Annotated in this window: 23 protein-coding genes and 1 pseudogene; 4 read left to right on the forward strand and 20 right to left on the reverse strand. The window is 36.2% G+C overall.

Annotated features, from left to right (window positions below; all coding sequences use genetic code 11):
• Positions 1-168: 168 nt before the first annotated feature.
• The 4 genes from LC087_RS12475 to LC087_RS12490 form a co-directional block, all read right to left on the reverse strand.
• Positions 169-603 carry an ArpU family phage packaging/lysis transcriptional regulator gene (locus tag LC087_RS12475; protein WP_226541498.1) on the reverse strand — a complete coding sequence of 145 codons (435 nt, stop codon included), beginning with the start codon at positions 601-603 and terminating at the stop codon, positions 169-171.
• Positions 604-664: 61 nt separating this feature from the next.
• Positions 665-916: a hypothetical protein gene (locus LC087_RS12480; RefSeq protein ID WP_226541495.1), complete on the reverse strand. Its 252-nt coding sequence runs from the start codon at positions 914-916 to the stop codon at positions 665-667.
• Between the two features lie 147 nt (positions 917-1,063).
• Positions 1,064-1,342, reverse strand: coding sequence for a hypothetical protein (locus LC087_RS12485; protein ID WP_306019618.1), 279 nt, complete (start codon positions 1,340-1,342; stop codon positions 1,064-1,066).
• A gap of 65 nt (positions 1,343-1,407) precedes the next feature.
• Positions 1,408-2,175, reverse strand: a complete 768-nt coding sequence (locus LC087_RS12490; RefSeq protein ID WP_306019619.1) for a hypothetical protein — start codon at positions 2,173-2,175, stop codon at positions 1,408-1,410.
• A gap of 245 nt (positions 2,176-2,420) precedes the next feature.
• On the opposite strand from LC087_RS12490, the gene LC087_RS12495 reads away from it, so the two are divergent.
• Positions 2,421-2,660, forward strand: coding sequence for a helix-turn-helix transcriptional regulator (locus LC087_RS12495; protein ID WP_226541490.1), 240 nt, complete (start codon positions 2,421-2,423; stop codon positions 2,658-2,660).
• Positions 2,641-2,964, forward strand: a complete 324-nt coding sequence (locus LC087_RS12500) for a hypothetical protein (protein WP_226541488.1) — start codon at positions 2,641-2,643, stop codon at positions 2,962-2,964. The genes LC087_RS12495 and LC087_RS12500 overlap by 20 nt, the downstream gene beginning before the upstream one ends.
• Positions 2,965-3,159: 195 nt before the next feature.
• Here the strand turns inward: LC087_RS12500 and prmC are convergent, their stop codons facing one another.
• A complete protein-coding gene (prmC, locus tag LC087_RS12505) occupies positions 3,160-4,014 on the reverse strand; it encodes a peptide chain release factor N(5)-glutamine methyltransferase (RefSeq protein ID WP_226541552.1) in 855 nt (284 codons plus the stop codon).
• A 2-nt stretch (positions 4,015-4,016) separates the two neighbouring features.
• On the reverse strand, positions 4,017-5,090 hold the full coding sequence (gene prfA / locus LC087_RS12510) for a peptide chain release factor 1 (protein WP_226541485.1): 1,074 nt from the start codon (positions 5,088-5,090) through the stop codon (positions 4,017-4,019).
• A gap of 223 nt (positions 5,091-5,313) precedes the next feature.
• On the opposite strand from prfA, the gene LC087_RS12515 reads away from it, so the two are divergent.
• The gene (locus LC087_RS12515) at positions 5,314-5,829 is read left to right on the forward strand and encodes a MerR family transcriptional regulator (protein WP_226541482.1); all 516 of its coding nucleotides are present in this window, start codon (positions 5,314-5,316) and stop codon (positions 5,827-5,829) included.
• Between the two features lie 53 nt (positions 5,830-5,882).
• Here the strand turns inward: LC087_RS12515 and LC087_RS12520 are convergent, their stop codons facing one another.
• From LC087_RS12520 to LC087_RS12575, 12 genes and pseudogenes are all read right to left on the reverse strand, one after another.
• Positions 5,883-6,605, reverse strand: coding sequence for an amino acid ABC transporter ATP-binding protein (locus LC087_RS12520; RefSeq protein ID WP_226541480.1), 723 nt, complete (start codon positions 6,603-6,605; stop codon positions 5,883-5,885).
• On the reverse strand, positions 6,602-7,264 hold the full coding sequence (locus LC087_RS12525; protein WP_226541551.1) for an amino acid ABC transporter permease: 663 nt from the start codon (positions 7,262-7,264) through the stop codon (positions 6,602-6,604). Before LC087_RS12525 ends, LC087_RS12520 begins: the two co-directional genes overlap by 4 nt.
• Positions 7,265-7,373: 109 nt before the next feature.
• Positions 7,374-8,168 carry an ABC transporter substrate-binding protein gene (locus LC087_RS12530; protein ID WP_226541549.1) on the reverse strand — a complete coding sequence of 265 codons (795 nt, stop codon included), beginning with the start codon at positions 8,166-8,168 and terminating at the stop codon, positions 7,374-7,376.
• A gap of 412 nt (positions 8,169-8,580) precedes the next feature.
• The gene (locus LC087_RS12535; RefSeq protein WP_226541477.1) at positions 8,581-8,979 is read right to left on the reverse strand and encodes a hypothetical protein; all 399 of its coding nucleotides are present in this window, start codon (positions 8,977-8,979) and stop codon (positions 8,581-8,583) included.
• Positions 8,980-9,099: 120 nt separating this feature from the next.
• Positions 9,100-9,672, reverse strand: a complete 573-nt coding sequence (locus tag LC087_RS12540; protein ID WP_226541475.1) for a thymidine kinase — start codon at positions 9,670-9,672, stop codon at positions 9,100-9,102.
• A gap of 177 nt (positions 9,673-9,849) precedes the next feature.
• The gene (rpmE, locus tag LC087_RS12545; protein WP_226541472.1) at positions 9,850-10,059 is read right to left on the reverse strand and encodes a 50S ribosomal protein L31; all 210 of its coding nucleotides are present in this window, start codon (positions 10,057-10,059) and stop codon (positions 9,850-9,852) included.
• 177 nt (positions 10,060-10,236) lie between these two features.
• A complete protein-coding gene (gene rho / locus LC087_RS12550; protein ID WP_226541470.1) occupies positions 10,237-11,520 on the reverse strand; it encodes a transcription termination factor Rho in 1,284 nt (427 codons plus the stop codon).
• 556 nt (positions 11,521-12,076) lie between these two features.
• A pseudogene (gene glpX / locus LC087_RS12555) lies at positions 12,077-13,038 on the reverse strand (class II fructose-bisphosphatase).
• A 239-nt stretch (positions 13,039-13,277) separates the two neighbouring features.
• Positions 13,278-14,567, reverse strand: coding sequence for a UDP-N-acetylglucosamine 1-carboxyvinyltransferase (locus tag LC087_RS12560; RefSeq protein ID WP_226541465.1), 1,290 nt, complete (start codon positions 14,565-14,567; stop codon positions 13,278-13,280).
• 417 nt (positions 14,568-14,984) lie between these two features.
• Positions 14,985-15,629: a fructose-6-phosphate aldolase gene (gene fsa / locus LC087_RS12565; RefSeq protein ID WP_226541463.1), complete on the reverse strand. Its 645-nt coding sequence runs from the start codon at positions 15,627-15,629 to the stop codon at positions 14,985-14,987.
• Positions 15,630-15,744: 115 nt separating this feature from the next.
• Positions 15,745-16,602 carry a class II fructose-bisphosphate aldolase gene (locus tag LC087_RS12570; RefSeq protein ID WP_306019620.1) on the reverse strand — a complete coding sequence of 286 codons (858 nt, stop codon included), beginning with the start codon at positions 16,600-16,602 and terminating at the stop codon, positions 15,745-15,747.
• Positions 16,603-16,795: 193 nt separating this feature from the next.
• A complete protein-coding gene (locus tag LC087_RS12575; protein ID WP_226541458.1) occupies positions 16,796-17,167 on the reverse strand; it encodes a response regulator in 372 nt (123 codons plus the stop codon).
• Between the two features lie 516 nt (positions 17,168-17,683).
• Between LC087_RS12575 and LC087_RS12580 the strand changes: the two genes are divergently transcribed.
• The gene (locus LC087_RS12580; RefSeq protein ID WP_226541456.1) at positions 17,684-18,214 is read left to right on the forward strand and encodes a DUF2529 family protein; all 531 of its coding nucleotides are present in this window, start codon (positions 17,684-17,686) and stop codon (positions 18,212-18,214) included.
• A gap of 44 nt (positions 18,215-18,258) precedes the next feature.
• Here LC087_RS12580 and LC087_RS12585 read toward each other — a convergent pair whose 3' ends face one another.
• Complete coding sequence (locus tag LC087_RS12585) at positions 18,259-19,860, reverse strand: CTP synthase (protein WP_226541454.1); 1,602 nt, start codon at positions 19,858-19,860, stop codon at positions 18,259-18,261.
• Between the two features lie 179 nt (positions 19,861-20,039).
• Positions 20,040-20,540 carry a DNA-directed RNA polymerase subunit delta gene (rpoE, locus tag LC087_RS12590; protein ID WP_226541452.1) on the reverse strand — a complete coding sequence of 167 codons (501 nt, stop codon included), beginning with the start codon at positions 20,538-20,540 and terminating at the stop codon, positions 20,040-20,042.
• Between the last annotated feature and the right edge of the window lie 206 nt (positions 20,541-20,746).

Raw genomic sequence — 20,746 nt, forward strand, 5'->3', positions numbered from 1 at the left:
TTCTACAAAGAAATATAGATTAACCTCATTACAAAACCTTATTAGAGTGAGGAGGAAGCTAGAGACTTTACTTTTTATCATGCTATTCACTTTTTTCTTAAAAAGAAGAATCTTTAGCTCCTCCCTAATTAAATGTTTAATTCTTTTCATCTTCCTCACTATACAAGGTTAATCATACACTTCCACGTTTAAGATAAGAGCTAACTTGTAAAACATTTTTGCCTTCATTCGATAATATTTCCTCTCACTTAACCCAAGTTCGTTATACACTTCATAATCATAAACATCATCACCTGAGAGATAACGTTTCACTACGATGGCTCTTTCAAATTCATCAAGTCTATTAATTGCCTTTTGAACATTTTCAATGAGTTTTTGCTTACGTCTCATGAAGTCAATGTTCTTAATAGCGATATCTTCTGTTGAAGAATAAAATTGATTTGTTTTTGTCGGCGGCAAAAGAGAATAAGAGGCTGTTATTTTTGGTTGACGTTCCTCTGGCTCTGACAACATATATATTTTATATTTTTCTAAAATACTTTCTGTTGCTTTTTTCGTCTGTTTCACATTTATTTTCAAATCTTCTACTAAAAGTGTTCCCACACCATTACCCCCTTGTTACTGAATCTATTACTACATATGTCTGCATTACTATAAAACCAATCTAGATATTATCTTTTGTGATCCATAAACTTTCTTTCACACTCTCTTCTTCTTTTAAATGTTTCACTACTCTTAAACCTTTCTCTCTTAACGCCTCCTCTAAATCATCTAAGTAATGTCCTTCTATCTCTATTTCTTTTAGTCTATTGTGTAAGCAACGATTGCTCATATGAACTGGTACTTCAATTACATGCTTTGTCGAAAAGACAATTACTTCACTCGTTGATATTGTGACTTCCTTATAAATGTTCATACTATCCCCTCCTTTTATTGTAAAAAATGCTAATCATTCATCTTGAACAATACCTTTTCTTTTTTCCATTTTTATAATATGATTTTTTAGTAAATAACCGTAAAATGTAGAAAGGACAATGCATTTTTCTATGCATTGTCCTTTTGCCTATAGGTAGTCTGTCATCTCTGAGTAAAGTAAATTTCCTTGTTGCTTAAACCACCATTTTGCTTTTTCAAAATAAACCGTTTTTAATGTTGATTCAGTTAATCCTGTTAGCATAATCAAAAATCCTTCAAAATTTGGATCATATTCAATGTTAGCTAATTCTCTCTTCGCTGCAGTAAAATTTCCTTTCAAAGCGAAATAAAACGCTTTATTTAAAGAATATTCGACTTGGTTATTGCTCACTTTGTGTAATACAGAAATAAATTCTAATGTAAACATAACCGTTTCATATTCAATTTGCTGGTTGACGCTGTTATAGAGCCTAGCTGACGTTTGAAGATGCTCTATACACTTCTGTACATCACTGTAAATAAACAAATGTGCAAATGAATAATGAGCTGCGCTGCCTTATAATAAGGAGAACAATCACCTTGGAAGATTTCGTTTAACCATACCCTTGCTTCATCAAATCTCTTTTGCAAAACTAAGTGAAAACTATAAATATTGATTACTTTTATTCTGAATATCTTTAATAGATATTGACCTTCTCGATCAACCATTTCTAATAAATCTTCACATGTTTCGATTAGTTTTTTATGGTGACTACCTTTTTCATTTAAGTAATACAGCATTTCTATATAGCGCTGGATAAAAAGGATTTGTTTATGTGTACTCTTTATTCGTTTACTTTCTTGATAAAGGTCTAAATAGGTCATTTTTTTTTCAAATGTTGTGTTTAGTAAATATGATAATAGAGTAGTGAACTTATAGGTAACTGCATCCATCTTCTCTCCGATTTCTAACAGTCTACTCAACAGATTCCAATATTGAGCCTCATAACAAAAACTCATTAGTTCCCTCACTGTTTGCGGCTTAATATTATCAGAATAGCCATTAATAAAATCCTTGATTATTTCCCTCTCATGTCCGGGAAAGTATAGTGAGCTTAACTTTAACAGTGTTTCGAGAGAAGGACGCTTCCCCTTACCTTTATTTAGTATAAAGTTCTTAAAGTTCGTGATAGTTGGGGATTTGATCCCTGTTTTCCGTTCAATTTCTTTATATCCTTTAGCATCTTTTTGAACGACTTTAACTAAATCTACTAACTTCATGTTTGATATTCACATCCATTCCGAAACGAGGAAGACTTTCATCATGTTCGATAACCACTACTTGCATAGGAACAAATGTTCTTATTTTTATATACATTATACCCTTCATCTAAAATGAATACAACACTAAATTCAACAAACTTTCCTTTTATGCCTCATTAGTCATATATTTTTATCTAAAAGTAAAAAATTAATTACATAATGAATAAAATATATTACCATTTAATATAAGGGAGGAAATATTAGTGAAAGAGAAAGGGAAGCTATATAATAACCTTCACGTTTTAAGAGCTCAAAATAAATGGTCACAAAAAGATGTAGCGGAGAAAGTTGGTGTTAGCAGGCAGACAATTGTTTCTATTGAGGCAAATAAATATAACCCTTCGCTTATTTTAGCGTTTAAACTGGCCAACTTATTCGATGTCGATATTAATAATGTATTTGAATATAAGGAGGAGATCAAAGATGGAAACATTGATCAATGATTTGCCAACTATTTGGATGCAACTGAAGAAACAATTCTTGTTTTTCCTAGTCGTTTTATCTACTATATACTCCATCATACTATTGGCTTCTATTGGTAAACCTGATGAGAGACAAGTTAAAATTATGATGAGGGGATACTATTACCCTTATACTTTTATATTTTCATCCATATTTTTCTTATTTATCATGAATTGTCTAAAAGAGTTATCCTACCAATCTTTTCGTGATGGGATTTTGATTATCATATGTTTGAGTAATATGTTTCTTGCAAGCTCTGTTTTTATTTTAAATAAAAAGATTTGAATAATAAAAAAGCGCAACCGCTTGTTTAAAGTTTATTAGAACATCAACTAAAAACAGTCACGTCCTGTGATTAACGTTGACGCTAGCACATCGTGTGCGTCGGAGTTGCTGGGCGTTGGAACTAGACAACGATGAAAGAACCTTCTTACTAAAGGCCAAAGTTTAAAGATTCCCTGATCTTATAAAAAACACCCCTTAGGGTGTCTTATTTTTCTGAACAAAAACCATTCGGTCCTTGCCATTTATGTCGTTAACAATTTCTACTTGAGCTAAAGGAAACGCATTATGAAAAATCGTACTCACTTGTTCGCCTTGACCTACCCCAATTTCAACTCCAATTAAAAACTGCTCTTTCATGATTTGTGGCAAGTCGGATGCTAGTCTTCGGTAAAAGTCCAATCCATCTTCTCCACCAGCAAGAGCACGTCTCGGTTCAAAGTCTTTGACCACTACTTCAAGCTGATCTACTTCTGCTATGGGGATATATGGAGGATTGGATACAATGACATCAAACTTCAACTTTGACTCAACCAAAGGCTGGACAAGATCCCCTTGTAAAAAGGTTACCTCCACCCCTAATTGAGACGCATTTTCTTTTGCTACTTTTAGTGATTCCGCTGCAATATCCGTTGCATAAACGTTCATGTTAGAATTTTCTAAAGAAAGGGTAACGGCAATGGCTCCACTTCCCGTTCCTATATCTGCAACTATTAATTCACGGTTAAACGTGGTGATTCTCTGTAAGATCCCTTCAATGAGTTCTTCAGTTTCTGGTCGTGGAATGAGCACTTCTTGATTGACAAGAAACGAACGACCATAAAAACTTTCTGAACCAATCATGTATTGAACCGGTACTCCTTTTGCATGCTCTTTTACATCAGATTGAAAAGACAGCCAAATTTGTTCATTTACTTCTTTACGCGATTCACTAAAAAGTTGAGCTCTCGTTAACTTCATATGGTGACGTAATAACAATTCCGCTGCATTATTATCTCGATTCGCCTCTTGTAAATAAGAAGAAGCCCAATTAAGGGCTTCGTACACTTTTATACTCATGCTTGATCGGCTGCTTTCAGACGTTCGGCATGATCTTCGTGAATGAGCGCTTCAATCACTTCGTCTAATTTGCCTTCTAAGATTTGATCGAGTTTTTGAATCGTTAACCCAATGCGGTGGTCTGTCACACGATTTTGCGGGAAGTTATACGTGCGAATTCGTTCTGAACGATCGCCTGTTCCAACGGCCATTTTTCTATTTTGATCGTATTCAGCTTGAGCTTCCTGTTGAAACTTATCATAAATACGTGCCCTAAGAACTTTCATGGCTTTGTCTTTATTTTTAATTTGTGATTTTTCATCTTGGCATGATACAACGATACCAGTTGGAACGTGCGTTAACCTGACGGCAGACATCGTTGTATTCACACTTTGCCCACCAGGTCCACTTGAAGCGAACGTATCGACACGAATATCCTTATCGTGTACTTCAACCTCAACTTCTTCAGCTTCTGGTAAAACAGCAACTGTAGCAGTAGACGTATGGATACGTCCACCCGATTCTGTCTCAGGTACCCGTTGGACACGATGTGCTCCGTTTTCAAATTTCATACGTGAATATGCACCTTCACCATTTATCATAAAGATAATTTCTTTGTATCCACCTGTACCTGTAGGGCTTGCTTCCATTACTTCTGTTTTCCAGCCTTGCGCTTCAGCATAGCGGCTATACATACGATAAAGATCTGAGGCAAACAAAGCTGCTTCCTCTCCTCCAGCTGCACCGCGAACTTCCATGATGACGTTTTTATCATCATTCGGATCTTTCGGAATGAGAAGGACTTTTAGTTTTTCTTCTAATTGATCCTTCTGTTCAGTCAATTCATCGACTTCATCCTTGACCATTTCTCTCATATCCGCATCAAGTTTATCTTCTAACATTTGTTTTGCATCTTCTAGTTGTTCCGTTACTTCCTTACACTCACGATATACTTCAACCGTTTCTTGAAGTCCCGATTGTTCTTTCGAGTATTCCCTTAGTTTCTTTGGATCATTTACTACATTAGGATCCATTAATAACTCATTTAATTTTTCATAACGATCTTCAACAGCTTGTAAACGATCTAACACAGTTCTTCACCTCAAACGTTTCTCCATAACAGATTAATTATAGTATAGAGACGTCAATAAAAGCAAATAGAGGTTACTTTCACTTACGGAACGACAAAAGAAGTAGGAATGTGTCCTACATCCACTTTCTTTGCCGAATGACTACTTGTTTTGTCAACCATAAAGGAAGACTGGTTAAAAAGAAGAAAAGATTAGTAAACCATAAATGAAAGGAGAATGAATGATGAATACAGGGGCCGTAGCGAACGAAATTGGGGTATCGACAAAAACGATTCAACGGTGGGTAAAACAGTTAAATATTGAAATGAATCGCAATGAATTAGGGCACTACTTATTTACAGATGAAGATGTAAACATATTAAAGAATGTCCATCAACAGATCAAATCTGGAACTCCCTTTCAAGAAATTAAAGTGTCTAAAAAGAAAAAAAGGGTAGGATCTGTCAAACCTACCTCCATGCCGACAAACGATTCTATTAAACATGTATTAAATAAAGTTGCTGAGCTTGACGTTCGAATTAATTCGAAAGCAGATGATGTTGTTACCTATCAAGTCCTTCAGCATCGAAAGGAAACAGAAGAATTACTAGGGCGCATCGACCTTTTGGAAGAAAAAATAGAAAGAATGGAGCACCTATTAAATCAAACTCTCAAACAAACCTCTGAAACTCCCATACAGGAGCCTCTTCCACAAAAACGCAGGAATTTCTTCCATTCCATTTTAAATATAATCTCATAACGCCTACCAAAGTAACTAGGAGGAGAAGTGCTCTCTTCCTAGTTCTTTATTTATCACAATACTTTACTTAAAAATTCCTTCGTCCGTTCCTCTTTCGGGCTTTCAAAAACATCTTTTGGAAGTCCTTCTTCGATAATCATGCCGTCATCTAAATAAACAATTCGGTCCGCGACCTCACGAGCAAAGCCCATTTCATGCGTCACCACCACCATGGTCATTCCTTCATCCGCCAGTTCCTTCATGGTTGATAATACTTCTCCAACTAATTCAGGGTCTAAAGCAGAAGTTGGTTCATCAAAAAGCATGACTTTCGGCTGCATCGCTAAGGCTCTGGCAATAGCTGCCCTTTGCTTCTGACCACCAGAAAGCTGAGAAGGATAGGCTTTGACCTTATCACTTAAGCCTACTTTATCTAAATACTTTTTCGCGATTGCTTCTGCTTCTTTTTTTTCCATCTTTTTTACTTGAATAGGTGCTTCCATGACATTTTCCAATACATTTTTATGAGGAAACAAATTAAAATGCTGAAACACCATGCCCACTTTCTGTCTCACTTGATTAAGATCGTCCTTTTTTGGATTGATGAGTTTGCCATCTATCGTCACATCGCCCTTATCTTTTATCTCTAAAAAATTTAACGACCTTAACAACGTACTTTTTCCTGATCCACTTGCGCCAATTAAGCAAACAACATCACTTTCCGCCACTTCCATATCAATTCCTTTTAATACGTGAAGACGCCCAAATGACTTATGAAGATTTTTTACTGTAATCATACGTGGCTCCCCCTTGTGTCGACATCCATTCTTTTTTCGATAAAATTAACAATGATCGTAAAAATTAAAACTAATGCAAGATAATAGAGTCCATTTACGGCGTAGGTTTGAAACTGCTTGAAGTTACTTGCCGCTTCTGATAAACCTTGTCCCCATAGTTCCTGGACACCAATATAAGCTACTAAGGATGAATCTTTTAAGCCAATGATGAATTGATTGGCAACAGGTGGAATTGAACGTTTAAAAGCTTGTGGTAAAATGATTCGTTGCATGGCTTTCGGATAGGACATTCCTAATGAGCGAGCAGCCTCCATTTGACCACGATCGATCGATTGAATCGTCCCTCGAAAAATCTCTGCAATATAAGCTCCATTATGAAGGGCTAGTGCGCATACCCCGGCCCAAAAGGGTTCCAATGTAATTCCAAATGAAACAAGGCCAAAATAAAAGATAAACACTTGTACAATTAACGGTGTACCGCGCACAATCGTAATATAAATATTCGCAATCCAATTCAAAATTTTTATTTCGGAAATTTTTAAAAAGGCCGCAATTAATCCAAGTATTGAAGCGAAGATCAATGAAAAAAACGTAATTTCAACGGTGATAATAGCTGCCTTTGAAAACTGTTCCACCGTCTTGGCTGCAATCTCTCCCATATCAGAAAATTGCTCTATTATATTAGCAATATCCATATCTATTATCCTCCTGCTCTCGATGAAATGAAAAGAGAGGGAATCTCAGTCCCCCCTATTGTCAACGTAATGATTACTGCTTTTCTAACATATCTTTACCAAACCATTTTTCACTGATTTCTTGATACGTGCCGTTATCAATAATGGCTTGAAGAGCTTTGTTAATCTCTTTTAATAATTCTTCGTCCCCTTCATTGACAGCAATGGCCATCTCATCTTGAGAAATAGGTTCTTTTACACGTTTCACTTCAAGTCCAGCATCTTGGATTGCGTAGTTACCTACCCCTTCGTCGGTAATGACCGCATCAATACGTCCTGTTGGTAAATCTTGAAGGGCAACTGGGTCACTTGTATACTCTACAATATCATCGGTATACTCTTCAGCAAGGTCTTTATAAGTAGTTGCCTTCACAACCCCAATTTTTTTCCCATTTAGATCATCAACCGTTTCAATACCGTTATTATCAGAAGCAACAAATATTTGGGCCCCTGAACGATAATACAGATCGGAGAAGTCTACTACTTCATCTCGTTCTTCTGTAATCCCCATACTTCCAATAATCGCATCATATTTTTCTCCTTCTAATCCAGCTATGATCGATTCCCATGGGTTCGTAACCGGATTAGGCTCAAGTCCCATTTCTTCCGCTATCGCATTTCCAATTTCCACATCAAACCCTGTTAACTCTCCACCATCCTGGTAATTATAAGGTTTGTACAACCCACTCATAGCAAAGGTTAATTTACCGTCCTCTTTCAAATTTAACTCTCCATCACCACTTGCGGATTCAGAGTCGCCACACGCAGTTAAAACACCTAAACTAAGAATCAACAAAAATACGACTGAAAAAATATGTTTTTTTCGAATAATAACAACCTCCTAAAATTTTTAAAATAAATACTTGGAGACTACTTTCCTCCATATTATTGACTTATGAAGAATAAAGACAAAACATTCAGAAAAAACAAAACAAGCTAGTGGTATTTTAAAAAATCTGGCTAGATGATTGTTTTCAAAGCAATTCTTTCATTGTCTTTTCTATTCTTCATACTTCAAGTGAGAACATGATTCACTATATAATGGGGATTTACATGATGTATGGTGATGAAATTCATGGAGTCTAAGAATAAGGTTTTTTAAATAGAACAATATCCCTAATTTTACTTACATTCACTTTATTAGAACCTATTCTCTATTAATATAGTATCAAACTAGCTAAAAAAGTCAAATAATTCCCTCTTTTTGACCAGAAAAGGTGAAGGATCATGTTCCAACACCTTTACTCTGATTTTGCCATTTTCAAATGGATATCAAATCGTGGAAGTGCATTTTGCATTTTCTCTTTTATTCTTTGCACTAAGGTTTGACTTTCTTCAGATGTCAAATCACTTTCCGATGAAATCGTAACGTAGGCATCCTTTCCATTAAACCAAACAGATTTTAAGACAATGGGCTCATCTTTAACAGCATTCTCTAATTGCTTCTGATCATCTCCAGTGTGAAGGTGATTGTGCGTAATATTTACGTTAGGGTTTGGATCTCCGTTATACGTGGCATTTCTTTCTAAGGACTTAATATTCATCCCGTTCTGACTTTGCTCATCTTGTCCTACATTATTGCATCCGGACAGATAAACAGCCATACATACATTTATCATAAAAAGAAGGATCGATCTCATGTCCAAACACCTCCTTAGTTGTAAGATGGCTCTAGCAAGGTTAAATATACTCAAATAAGCTTGATTCCATAAAATAGAATCAAGCTTTCGTTCAAATGGGATTAAAATGTGAAGTCATCCTTATAAAGAAGGGCTATCGTGGCATTTTCGACAAACAGGATAATACGAATCGTTACCGCCAATTTGAATTTGATCGCCAGTATAAACAGGCTTTCCTTGCCCATCTACCCTTAGATTCATGGTTGCTTTCTTCTGACAAAACCAGCAAATGGTTTTCATTTCCTCGATTTTATCTGCATAAATCAACATGTACTTGCTACCTTCAAATAATTCATTTTGAAAATCGTTTTTAAGTCCGAACCCCATCACTGGAATCTTTAATTTATCGACAATTTCAGCTAATTGTAATACGTGGTCTTTTTTTAAAAATTGGACCTCATCGACCAATACACAATAAGGTTTAGGATCGTATTTTTTCACCATATCGTAGATGTTCGTTTTATCAAATATACAAAGAGCCTTTCTTCTCAAACCAATTCTACTCGAGACGTACCCGACCTCATCTCTTGTATCTACAGCAGAAGTGAATATTAATACGGGCTTGTTTTGCTCTTCGTAGTTGTGAGCCACCTTTAATATTTCAATCGACTTCCCGCTATTCATCGCTCCATATTTAAAAAACAGTTGCGCCATTTTCATTACTCCTTATTCAGTCAGTCCAACTATGTACACGAGTTTGAAGTGAATCACCATTAACCGATGTTTCTAAGTTGGATTAACTATTCGTCGTCCTTTTGCAGCATTTAAAAATTATATAAACATGAAAAAACAGGCAAGATGAACTTACCTGCTTTCTTAATAATTTGGGTCTTATCTTCTTTCTTTAAGACCGTATTTTTTATTAAATTTATCAACACGTCCGCCTGCGTCTGCGAATTTTTGACGGCCAGTGTAGAATGGGTGACATTCAGAACAAACCTCTACACGTACTTCCTCTTTTACAGAGCCCGTTTCAAATTCATTTCCGCAAGAACACTTAACCATTGTTTTTGAGTAAGCCGGATGAATTCCAGTTTTCATTATTATCGTCTCCTTTTGCCCTGAGTCATTTCGAAACAGAGTTATCTATTCTAAAGATGTTATCTCTAGAATGCACATGAATGAATTATATCAAGGGTGTTTCATATTTGCAACCATTCGTTAAAAATTGTATGATGGTACCCTTATTGTTAAAAATACCCTTTATCCTCAGGTCATTTAAACGCGCTTGACACCTTGTCCATTACGCTTTCTTTCTTCTAATATTAAATGGAAAAACTCTTCATTCGTTTTTGTTTGTTTAAGTTTCCTCACAAATCGATCGACAAAATCAGGTGAATCCACCATTGACTTTCTAATTGCCCATAAAGATTCAAGGTGATCTTTTTGAATGAGTAACTCTTCCTTACGCGTTCCGGATCTTCTCACATCAATCGCTGGGAAAATACGTTTTTCGGCAAGTGTACGATCTAAATGAAGTTCCATATTACCCGTTCCTTTAAACTCCTCATAAATAACATCATCCATACGAGATCCCGTATCGACTAAAGCCGTTGCTAAAATCGTCAAGCTTCCACCTTCTTCGATGTTACGAGCTGCTCCAAAGAACCGTTTTGGACGGTGGAAGGCAGCAGGATCAATCCCTCCTGATAGTGTTCTTCCACTTGGAGGAATGACTAAGTTATAAGCACGGGCTAAACGAGTAATGCTGTCCATCAAAATAACAACATCCCGCTTATGCTCAACAAGGCGCATGGCTCTCTCTAATACAAGCTCTGCAACTTTAATATGGTTTTCAGGGACTTCATCAAAGGTAGAACTAACCACATCACCTTTAACCGAACGCTCAATATCTGTTACTTCCTCAGGACGTTCATCAATAAGCAAAACGATTAATTCTGTTTCAGGGTGATTAGTTGTAATACTGTTGGCAATTTCTTTTAAAAGCATCGTTTTCCCTGCCTTAGGAGGAGCAACGATTAATCCACGTTGTCCAAAGCCAACAGGTGAAATTAAATCCATTAATCTTGTCGACATTTTTCTCGTTTCCGTTTCTAAAAACATTTGTCGATCAGGATATAAGGGAGTTAATCCAGGAAAGTGGACTCGTTCCTTCGCTGATTCTGGATCATCTCCATTTACAGCTTCTACATGTAACAGCCCATAATAACGTTCATTTTCTTTTGGTGGACGAACCTTTCCAGATACTTTATCTCCGTTTCTTAGATCAAAACGACGAATTTGTGACGCAGAAATATAAATATCCTCTGAACTAGGAGAATAGTTAATCGGTCTTAAGAAACCAAACCCTTCTGACTGGATGATTTCAAGAACACCTTCCATAAATAAAAGGTCCTCTTTTTCTGCGTTTGCTTTTAAAATAGAAAAGATTAATTCTTTTTTTGATAATTTACTGTAATAAGAAATTCTATACTCTTTTGCTAACTCATAAAGCTCTTTTAACTTTAAGTTTTCAAGAGTAGCAATGGATACCTTACTCATGTCTACACCACACTTTATTTACTTTTATAACAAAATCTATACTTTAGAGTTGACCATCATAATCAATGCCCATAAAACTTGGACCTAAATAATGATCTCTTGCAACGCATTCTCATTTTCCAATTCTTTTTTTCTTACTTGAACACGCACTAAAAATGAATTAAAGACAGATATAGTGAGAGCTATAATAAAAAGTTCAGAATAGCTTTTGTAGAGGTTGTTCAAAAGTCTTACGAACAATAAAAACACCTTACCTACATAGCTTTTTACTCTATCAAAGGATATAAGTACAAAGGAGAACATGGATTGACCTTTCTACCTTCAAACCAGTTATTTCGTTCCATAAGGAATAATAGATAGAGAAGAAAAAGAAGAAGAAACAGAAGTAGTTTCGCAGAAAAATGATTGTTTTAAGTAAGTATTCCACTCATAATGAAGAACACTATTTAGTTTTACCTTATTTCAACACATTAATCAATACATTTTATTAATTAAGAAGAATTTATACATTTTAGAACCCACCTTGATAAAGGAGGGTTCTTCCTTTTTACAATTATTACTTGATCACTAAGTTTGGCTTTTTCTTTAGAGAATGGCGTCCGTCTACAAAACGAACAGTACCTGACTTAGCTCGCATAACTAACGTTTGCGTCGTCCCAATTGTACCATTAAATTGGACACCTTTTAGTAACTCGCCATCTGTTACGCCAGTAGCCGCAAAAATGGCATCGTCACCCTTCACTAAATCTTCCATCATTAACGTTCTATTCACATCTATACCCATTTTTTCACATCTTTTTAGTTCTGCTTCGTTTTGGGGCAAGAGCTTTCCTTGTATTTCTCCACCTAAACATTTTAAAGCAACGGCCGCTAGAACCCCTTCAGGAGCTCCACCTGAACCAAATAATATATCGACACCCGTATTTTCAAAGGCTGTATTATAGGCTCCTGCAACATCCCCATCGTTAATCAATTTGATTCTGGCACCTGCGTCTCTAATTTCTTGAATTAGTTTTTCATGACGTGGACGATATAAAATCGTTGCGACAAGATCTTCAATATCTTTATTTTTCGCTTTCGCTACAGCTTTTAAATTATCAATTGTAGGTGCTTCAATATCGATGCAACCTACCGCTTCTTTACCTACTGCTATCTTATCCATGTACATATCTGGAGCATGCAACATATTACCATGGTCTGCTACTGCAATAACGGCTAATGCATTCCAGCCTCCAGAAGCAACAATGTTCGTTCCCTCTAAAGGATCTACAGCTACATCTACACGTGGACCATAGCCATTTCCAAGCTTCTCTCCAATGTAAAGCATAGGAGTTCGTCCATTTCTCCTTCACCAATAACCACGGTGCCTTTCATTGGAATCGTATCAAAAACATCTCTCATAGCAGATGTTGCTGCATCATCTGCTTCATTTTTCATACCTCTTCCCATCCAACGAGCAGATGCCATAGCAGCTGCCTCTGTTACACGAACCAATTCCATTGATAAACTTCTTTCCACAATAAGTTCCCCCCTCAAATTGTAGTTAAAACTAGAAAAGCGTAAGCGCCCGTCTAGCGACGCATGAACAAGAACGCGGGCTAATACAAAGGATCATCAACTAAGTAAAGCCACGTCCTGTGGCTAACGTTGATGCTAGAACATCCTGTTCATCGCACGTCCTGTGACTAACGTAGATCCACCTAAATCCTTTAGTTGTCTCCGGTGTTAAGGGCTGGAGCTAGACAATCGAAAAGCTATTAAGAATTTTGCAGCTGTTCAATCTCTTTATCTGTTAGCGTTTCGCGCCAAATTTTCGCCCCTAAGTTCGATAGCTTCTCTTCAAGATGACTATATCCTCTATTGATATGCTCTAATCCTGTTATTTCAGTCACACCATTTGCTAGTAGTCCTGCACACACTAGTGAAGCTCCAGCTCTTAAATCACTTGCTTTAACTTTAGCTCCTTGTAGCTTCGTCGTCCCTGTAATAATAGAAGAACGACCCTCAACCTTAATATCTGCACCCATTCTACGTAATTCATCAACATGCTTGAACCTAGCAGAATAAATGGTATCTGTTACAACAGACGTTCCCTTAGCTTTCGTTAAAAGGGTTGTAATCGGTTGTTGTAAATCAGTAGGAAAACCTGGATACACAAGTGTTTTTACATCTACAGGTTTCAAATAGGGTTGGTTCCCTAAAATATAGATTTGGTCATCACTTGTCTCTACATGAACTCCCATTTCGCGAAGCTTTGCTATTAATGACTCCATATGTAAAGGAATGACATTGTCAACAATTAATTCGTTAGCTACAGCTGCACCAATTACCATATAAGTCCCAGCTTCTATTCGATCAGGTATAATCGAATGGCGACACCCAGAAAGCCTTTCTACACCTTCAATTCGAATAACATCTGTTCCTGCACCTTTTATTTTCGCACCCATACTCGTTAATAACGTCGCAACATCAATGATTTCTGGCTCTTTGGCTGCATTCTCTATTACCGTTTTTCCTTTAGCCAAGACAGCTGCAAGCATAATATTAATGGTTGCACCAACACTGACGACATCTAAATAAATTCGAGCACCTCTTAGCTCATCTGCCCGTAAGTAAATCGCTCCTTGTTCATTCGTAACAGATGCTCCTAAGGCCTCAAAGCCTTTAATATGCTGATCAATAGGACGAGGACCTAGATGACATCCTCCAGGTAGCCCAATAACAGCCTTTTTAAATCTCCCTAACATAGCCCCCATCAAATAATAGGAAGCTCGTAACTTTTTCACTTTACCGTTAGGAAGGGGCATTGAAATCATTTTTGAAGGATCCACATGAATATCATTTTCATGAAGGGTAACATCTCCGCCTATTTCTTCTAGCAATTCTTTTAAGATGTGAACATCTGATATATTCGGTAAACCTTCAATTGTAACTGTTGATTCTGCCAATATCGTTGCCGGTATTAATGCTACTGCACTATTTTTTGCTCCCGCCACTTTTACTGAACCCTTTAACGAATTTCCTCCAGCAATTTTAAGCTTTTCCATGACAGTCTCCTTCCTCCTGCAATGACTTGCTAAAGAAAACAGCCGCTCTTTTCTTTAACAAGTCAATAACCATAAACAAAAAATGTACCCGATTGTTCAAAAGTCGGAAAAAGGCGTTAAAAGAAATGCGTTATTAAAGGAACAACATCTATATGCAACCATTTTCAATCGTGATGGGTATATTACAATGATTAGTCCACCGTTTGACTTTCTGAACAACCCTTAAAGCACTTAACAAATATATTAACACTTTTAACGAATAACTTCCAAATACCACTATAACTTTATCAACAATTTTTCCTCACATTTTAAAAAGATAAACGTAGAAAATAAATTTTTCTATTAATAGTGCTATAAAAAGAACACATTGCATCCCCAAAAATGAGTGGTTCCGTCAATGTGTTCATCCAAAACAATCTAGCTGCGCGTCTTCCAATCAGCCAAGAATTTTTCAATTCCTTGATCAGTTAAAGGATGCTTACAAAGCTGAACAAGAACATTATAAGGAATTGTTGCAATGTGAGCTCCTCTCATAGCTGCTTCTGTTACATGCTGCGGGTGACGAATCGATGCAGCAATGATTTCTGATTCTATCCCATGAACATTGAAGATTTCAGCAATTTCCGAAATCAAATCTAATCCATTATGTCCAATATCATCTAATCTACCTAAGAAAGGTGACACGTATGTAGCTCCAGCTCTAGCTGCAAGCAATGCTTGATTAGCACTAAAAATTAACGTAACGTTCGTTTTAATCCCTAATTCTTTAAAAACTTTCACTGCTTTTAATCCCTCAAGAGTCATTGGAACCTTGACCGTGATATTTGGTGCAATCTCAGCTAACTCTTTTCCTTCAGAAATCATTCCTTCTGCTTCTAAAGAAATAACCTCAGCACTAACAGACCCCTTTACTACTTGTGTAATTTCGCGAAGGCGATCATGAAAAGATACATCTTTTTCTTTTGCTACTAAACTAGGATTTGTTGTAACTCCTGCTAATAACCCTAATAACTCCGCATCTTTAATTTCATTAATATTAGCTGTGTCAATAAAAAACTTCATTATTGTAATCCTCCTATAAACTGTTAAACCACCCCTAATATTTAGAGGCGGCTCAACGTTGAATCTTTCAGAGGTTGTTTAAAAGATTTCCATTTAAACATTCTCTCTCTTAATATTAAGCTTTACCTGAAGATCCGAACTCTCTCATTTTACCGATTACTGTTTCTTTAATTGCTTCTCTTGCAGGTCCTAAATATTTACGTGGATCGTACATTTCAGAATCAGCAGCTAACACTTCACGAACTCGTTTAGCAGAAGCAATTTGATTTTCAGTGTTAACATTAATTTTCGCTGTACCGTAAGAAACAGCTTTTTGAATATCTTTTGTTGGAATTCCAGTACCACCATGTAATACAAGAGGCAAGCCAGTCGTTTCACCAATTTCTTGCATTTCTACAAATCCAAGATTTGGTTCACCTTTATATGGACCATGAACAGACCCTAGAGCTGGAGCTAAACAGTCAATTCCTGTACGTTCTCCAAGCTCTTTACATTCTTGTGGATCAGCATAAATAACACCATCAGCAATGACATCATCTTCTTGTCCACCAACAGTACCAAGCTCAGCTTCAACTGAAACACCATGGAAATGAGCAAGCTCAACTACTTTAGAAGTAGTAGCAATGTTCTCTTCGAATGGATGATGAGAAGCGTCAATCATAACAGAAGTAAATCCTGCATGAATAGCCTTTGCACAAGACTCAAAGCTTGAACCGTGGTCTAAATGAATAGCAACTGGAACAGTTATATTGTAGTCTTCCATTAGTGCTTTCACCAATGCCACAATCGTTTTGAAGCCACCCATGTAGCGGCCAGCACCTTCAGAAACTCCTAAGATAACAGGGGAATTCTCTTCTTGAGCAGCTTGAAGGATCGCTTGAGTGAACTCAAGGTTGTTTAGGTTAAACTGACCAACAGCATAACCCTTTTCTTTTGCAGTGATAAGCATTTCTTTCATTGATACTAAAGGCATTATTAAATATCCTCCTTGTAGAGCCTGATTTACACCAACCGAAAAACTCCAGTATAACCTTTATTCTAGCCATAACTAGTTCATGTTATGTAAGAGACAGAGGAACCTTTCTAAAGAGCTTTTCTCTCTCATAGAGTACCACCAAAATCCCGTTTCATCAACTTTTCGAAATATTTTTATATATTAAAAAAGCTTATTGATTTGATGAAAGCGGAATGTATTCTTTGACTGAATTTCTAATCTCATCAATGTCGAATGGTTTTGCAAAGTGAGTGATCGCTCCTAAATCTTTGGCTTCTTGAATCATATCAAGTTCACCATAAGCGGTCATGATAATGACTAATATATCGTTATTAATTACTTTCAATCGTTTTAAAATTTCGATTCCATCCATTCCAGGTATTTTCATATCAAGTAAAACTAAATCAGGTGAATGTTTTTCAACAATTTCAAGCGCTTCATACCCACTTGCAGCTTGAAATGTTTGATACCCTTCTTTATGGAACACTTCATTTAATAATATTCGGATGCCGTATTGGTCATCGACAATTAATATTTTTCTCATCTATTGTTCACCGCTTTGAAAAGTTGTAAAGGAAAGAATCATTCAAATATTTAAAGATCATTAATTTCTCCTTATTGAAACTATATTTGAATACACCTCTACTGTTTTCTTCCTGTTTCATTGTGTTCGAGTTCATGCTAGAAAGAAGTACATTACTTTCGTTTGGTCTAACACTCCACAGGCGTAACTTCGGATGTTACACACCCTATAATTAGCATTTATAATATGGAACAAAACGCTAAGCGGCTTCCCCAACTCCTTTTCCTAATTTGACCAAATTTAATATCTTCGTTTTTTTCTGTTTAAAATGTTTATTCACTAAAGCATGTCCGATAACTGTTTTCTTTTGTTATTTATTCTTTATTTGATATGCTATTCCTGCTTGAATATTTAAAAAGTTGTCAACGGAAGTGTCTTTCCAATGATGTATGGGCTTAAAGTCTGCTCTTGTAAAATTTGAATTTTTCATCATTTACCAAAAATACTATATATTTAACAACAATAAGGAGGATCCAAATGTTAAAAATTTTTTCAACTCAGCTTATTGGTCATTTTAATCGCATACAACAAAAAGAAGAGCTATCCATTGAAGACGGTGCCCGCTTACTTGCCCAAGCATCCGTTGGAGAAGGTGATATTTACGTCTATGCAACCGAACAACTAAAGCCATTAGTCGATATGAGCATTAGTGAAGAAGAAGGGTTACCGTCAGCAAAAAAATTTCCAACTGATCTAACCAATATACAACCTGAGGATCGGGTGCTTCTTTTTTCACCTCTATCTACAAATAAAAATGCCATAAAGATAGCGGAATTTTTAAGAGAGAGGCAAGTTCCAACAGTTGCTGTAACTGCAATTGAAAAGGAGTCCACTAACATTTTAATTAATTTGGTAGATGTCCATATAGACTCTAAACTAAACAAGCAGCTTGTTCCAACAGAGGATGGCACACGTATCGGTTTTCCAACACTCATGACTTCCCTTTATGTATATTATGGATTATTATTTTCCATTAGAGAAATGATCTCGGAATATGATCATGATTGAGGGTTAAATAGGGAGGTGCTACGTACTAGCTCCTCCCTATCACATTATCCTTCATTCTTTAATGACGCTTTTACAAAATCTCTAAATAATGGTTGTGGACGAGTCGGTCTAGATGTAAACTCAGGATGGAATTGGGATGCTACAAACCAAGGGTGATCTTGTAATTCGATAATTTCTACTAAACGACCGTCTGGGCTTGTACCAGAAAAGATAAATCCATTCTTCTCCATCTCTTGTCTAAATTGATTATTGAACTCATAACGATGACGATGACGTTCATAAATCACTTCATCATGGTAAGCTTCATACGCTTTTGATCCCTTTTCAAGCTTACATGGATATAAACCTAATCTTAAAGTTCCACCTAAATCTTCAATGTCTTTCTGTTCCGGTAATAAATCAATGATAGGATAGGGTGTGTTTGGATCAATTTCAGCTGAGTGTGCCCCTTTATATTGAAGGACATTTCGAGCAAATTCAATAGAAGCCACTTGCATCCCTAAACAAATACCTAAAAACGGCACCTTGTTTTCTCTAGCATAGGTTGTTGCAATAATTTTCCCATCAATCCCTCTATCTCCAAAACCTCCTGGGATAAGGATCCCATCTACATCTTTTAACTGATCCTTCACATTTTCACTTGTAAGCTCTTCTGAATTTATCCATTTAATATTGATATCAGAATCATATTCATATCCAGCATGCTTTAATGCTTCGACAACTGATATATAAGCATCCTGTAGTTCAACATATTTACCGACAAGCGCAATTTTTGTTGTTTTCGACAAGTTGCGGACTTTCTTTACTAACCCTTCCCACTCTGTCATATCCGCTTCTTTGCAGGCTATTTTTAAATGCTGACATGTTATTTCATCTAAACGTTGTTCTTGAAGATTTAATGGAACAGCATAAAGGGTATCTGCATCAAGTAATTCAATGACGGCTTTTTCATCAATATCACAAAATAGAGCAATTTTATCCTTCAACTCTTGTGCGATCGGTTTTTCTGTACGAGCCACAATGACATTTGGTTGGATCCCTAAACTTCTTAATTCCTTCACACTATGCTGTGTAGGCTTTGTTTTCATTTCTCCTGCTGCACGTATATAAGGAACGAGCGTACAGTGAATATACATGACGTTATCTCGACCCATATCACTTTTAATCTGCCTGATCGCTTCGAGGAAAGGGAGAGATTCAATATCACCAACAGTACCACCTATTTCCGTTATCACAACATCTGCATTTGTCTCTTTACCTGCACGAAACACTTTATCTTTTATTTCGTTTGTAATATGTGGGATTACTTGTACAGTCCCCCCTAAATAATCTCCTCTTCTTTCTTTTTGTAAAACAGTCGAGTAGATCTTTCCAGTTGTGACGTTATTATAGCGAGTTAAATTAATATCAGTAAAACGCTCATAATGCCCTAAATCTAGGTCTGTTTCAGCACCATCATCCGTTACAAACACCTCTCCATGCTGATAAGGACTCATCGTTCCAGGGTCAACATTAATGTATGGATCAAATTTTTGTATGGTAACATTTAACCCTCTATTTTTTAATAATCGACCTAATGATGCGGCCGTAATCCCTTTACCAAGTGACGAAACGACTCCTCCAGTTACAAATATATACTTTGTCATTGTTTTTCCCTCCAGTAGATGATTTCTTTATTGTTTACTATTCAAAACAAAAAAATTTAAAAAAGAAAAAAGCCCCCCTTTCATCTGAAAGGGAGCTTATTATTTAAATAATAATGAATAAATGCTTTTAAAGAGCCCAAGTAAAATATTAGCGACCTAGATAAATAAAGTCAAGAAGATTATTCGTCCTCGTCTTCTTCTTCATCATCCAATAGATCATCGTCGTCATCACTTAAATCCTCTTCATCTAAGTCATCATCCAATAGATCATCGTCGTCATCATAATCTTCGTCTAAATCTTCAAGGTCGTCAAGGACCAACTCTTCTTCTTTTTCTTCAATGACCTTTTCTTTTTTAGTCGTTTTTTTCTTTGTTTTTTTCTTTTTCTTCTGTTTGACTACAGGTTGTGTTTCATCTTCTAGTTGATCAAATGGATACCAGCTTTTCAAAGCCCACCTATTTTCACCCATACAAATAAAACGTCCATCTATGTTTAAATCCGTATAGAATTGAGCAAGTCGACCTTCCATTTCTTGTTCAGATATAGATAGTCTCTTCTTTAATTCAGTAATGATTTCTTGGAAAGGGATTGGCTGTTTTTTTTCTTCTAATAGAAGATGAACAACCTCTATTAAAGACATCTTTTTTAACTCGTCAGTTGAAAATTGAGCAATACTCAAATTCAGGCACATCCTTTCTATATATCGTCCTCTATACAAACCGCGCATTATGTAAAATTTGCTGACATACCATTCATTATAAACAGATTATTTCCGTTTATGCTACCTTATTCTTAAAAATATTCCCTTACCCTATACATATTATCTATTCCTATTAGAAAATAGCAAGAACAATCAACTATAATTAAGAAGATCTACAAAGAACA

This window comes from Bacillus carboniphilus (assembly GCF_020524035.2).
In the GTDB taxonomy this organism is placed as follows: domain Bacteria; phylum Bacillota; class Bacilli; order Bacillales; family JAIVKR01; genus Bacillus_CC.

What these genes read in the sequence shown, in the direction of transcription:
- fsa (WP_226541463.1), bottom strand. Translation starts at nt 15,629, where the DNA reads ATGAAGTTTTTTATTGACACAGCTAATATTAATGAAATTAAAGATGCG.
- LC087_RS12490 (WP_306019619.1), bottom strand. Translation starts at nt 2,175, where the DNA reads ATGAAGTTAGTAGATTTAGTTAAAGTCGTTCAAAAAGATGCTAAAGGA.
- LC087_RS12515 (WP_226541482.1), top strand. Translation starts at nt 5,314, where the DNA reads ATGAATACAGGGGCCGTAGCGAACGAAATTGGGGTATCGACAAAAACG.
- LC087_RS12535 (WP_226541477.1), bottom strand. Translation starts at nt 8,979, where the DNA reads ATGAGATCGATCCTTCTTTTTATGATAAATGTATGTATGGCTGTTTAT.
- LC087_RS12560 (WP_226541465.1), bottom strand. Translation starts at nt 14,567, where the DNA reads ATGGAAAAGCTTAAAATTGCTGGAGGAAATTCGTTAAAGGGTTCAGTA.
- LC087_RS12575 (WP_226541458.1), bottom strand. Translation starts at nt 17,167, where the DNA reads ATGAGAAAAATATTAATTGTCGATGACCAATACGGCATCCGAATATTA.
- rho (WP_226541470.1), bottom strand. Translation starts at nt 11,520, where the DNA reads ATGAGTAAGGTATCCATTGCTACTCTTGAAAACTTAAAGTTAAAAGAG.
- LC087_RS12585 (WP_226541454.1), bottom strand. Translation starts at nt 19,860, where the DNA reads ATGACAAAGTATATATTTGTAACTGGAGGAGTCGTTTCGTCACTTGGT.
- LC087_RS12500 (WP_226541488.1), top strand. Translation starts at nt 2,641, where the DNA reads ATGGAAACATTGATCAATGATTTGCCAACTATTTGGATGCAACTGAAG.
- LC087_RS12480 (WP_226541495.1), bottom strand. Translation starts at nt 916, where the DNA reads ATGAACATTTATAAGGAAGTCACAATATCAACGAGTGAAGTAATTGTC.
- LC087_RS12570 (WP_306019620.1), bottom strand. Translation starts at nt 16,602, where the DNA reads ATGCCTTTAGTATCAATGAAAGAAATGCTTATCACTGCAAAAGAAAAG.
- LC087_RS12520 (WP_226541480.1), bottom strand. Translation starts at nt 6,605, where the DNA reads ATGATTACAGTAAAAAATCTTCATAAGTCATTTGGGCGTCTTCACGTA.
- LC087_RS12540 (WP_226541475.1), bottom strand. Translation starts at nt 9,672, where the DNA reads ATGGCGCAACTGTTTTTTAAATATGGAGCGATGAATAGCGGGAAGTCG.
- LC087_RS12525 (WP_226541551.1), bottom strand. Translation starts at nt 7,264, where the DNA reads ATGGGAGAGATTGCAGCCAAGACGGTGGAACAGTTTTCAAAGGCAGCT.
- LC087_RS12485 (WP_306019618.1), bottom strand. Translation starts at nt 1,342, where the DNA reads ATGTTTACATTAGAATTTATTTCTGTATTACACAAAGTGAGCAATAAC.
- rpmE (WP_226541472.1), bottom strand. Translation starts at nt 10,059, where the DNA reads ATGAAAACTGGAATTCATCCGGCTTACTCAAAAACAATGGTTAAGTGT.
- LC087_RS12580 (WP_226541456.1), top strand. Translation starts at nt 17,684, where the DNA reads ATGTTAAAAATTTTTTCAACTCAGCTTATTGGTCATTTTAATCGCATA.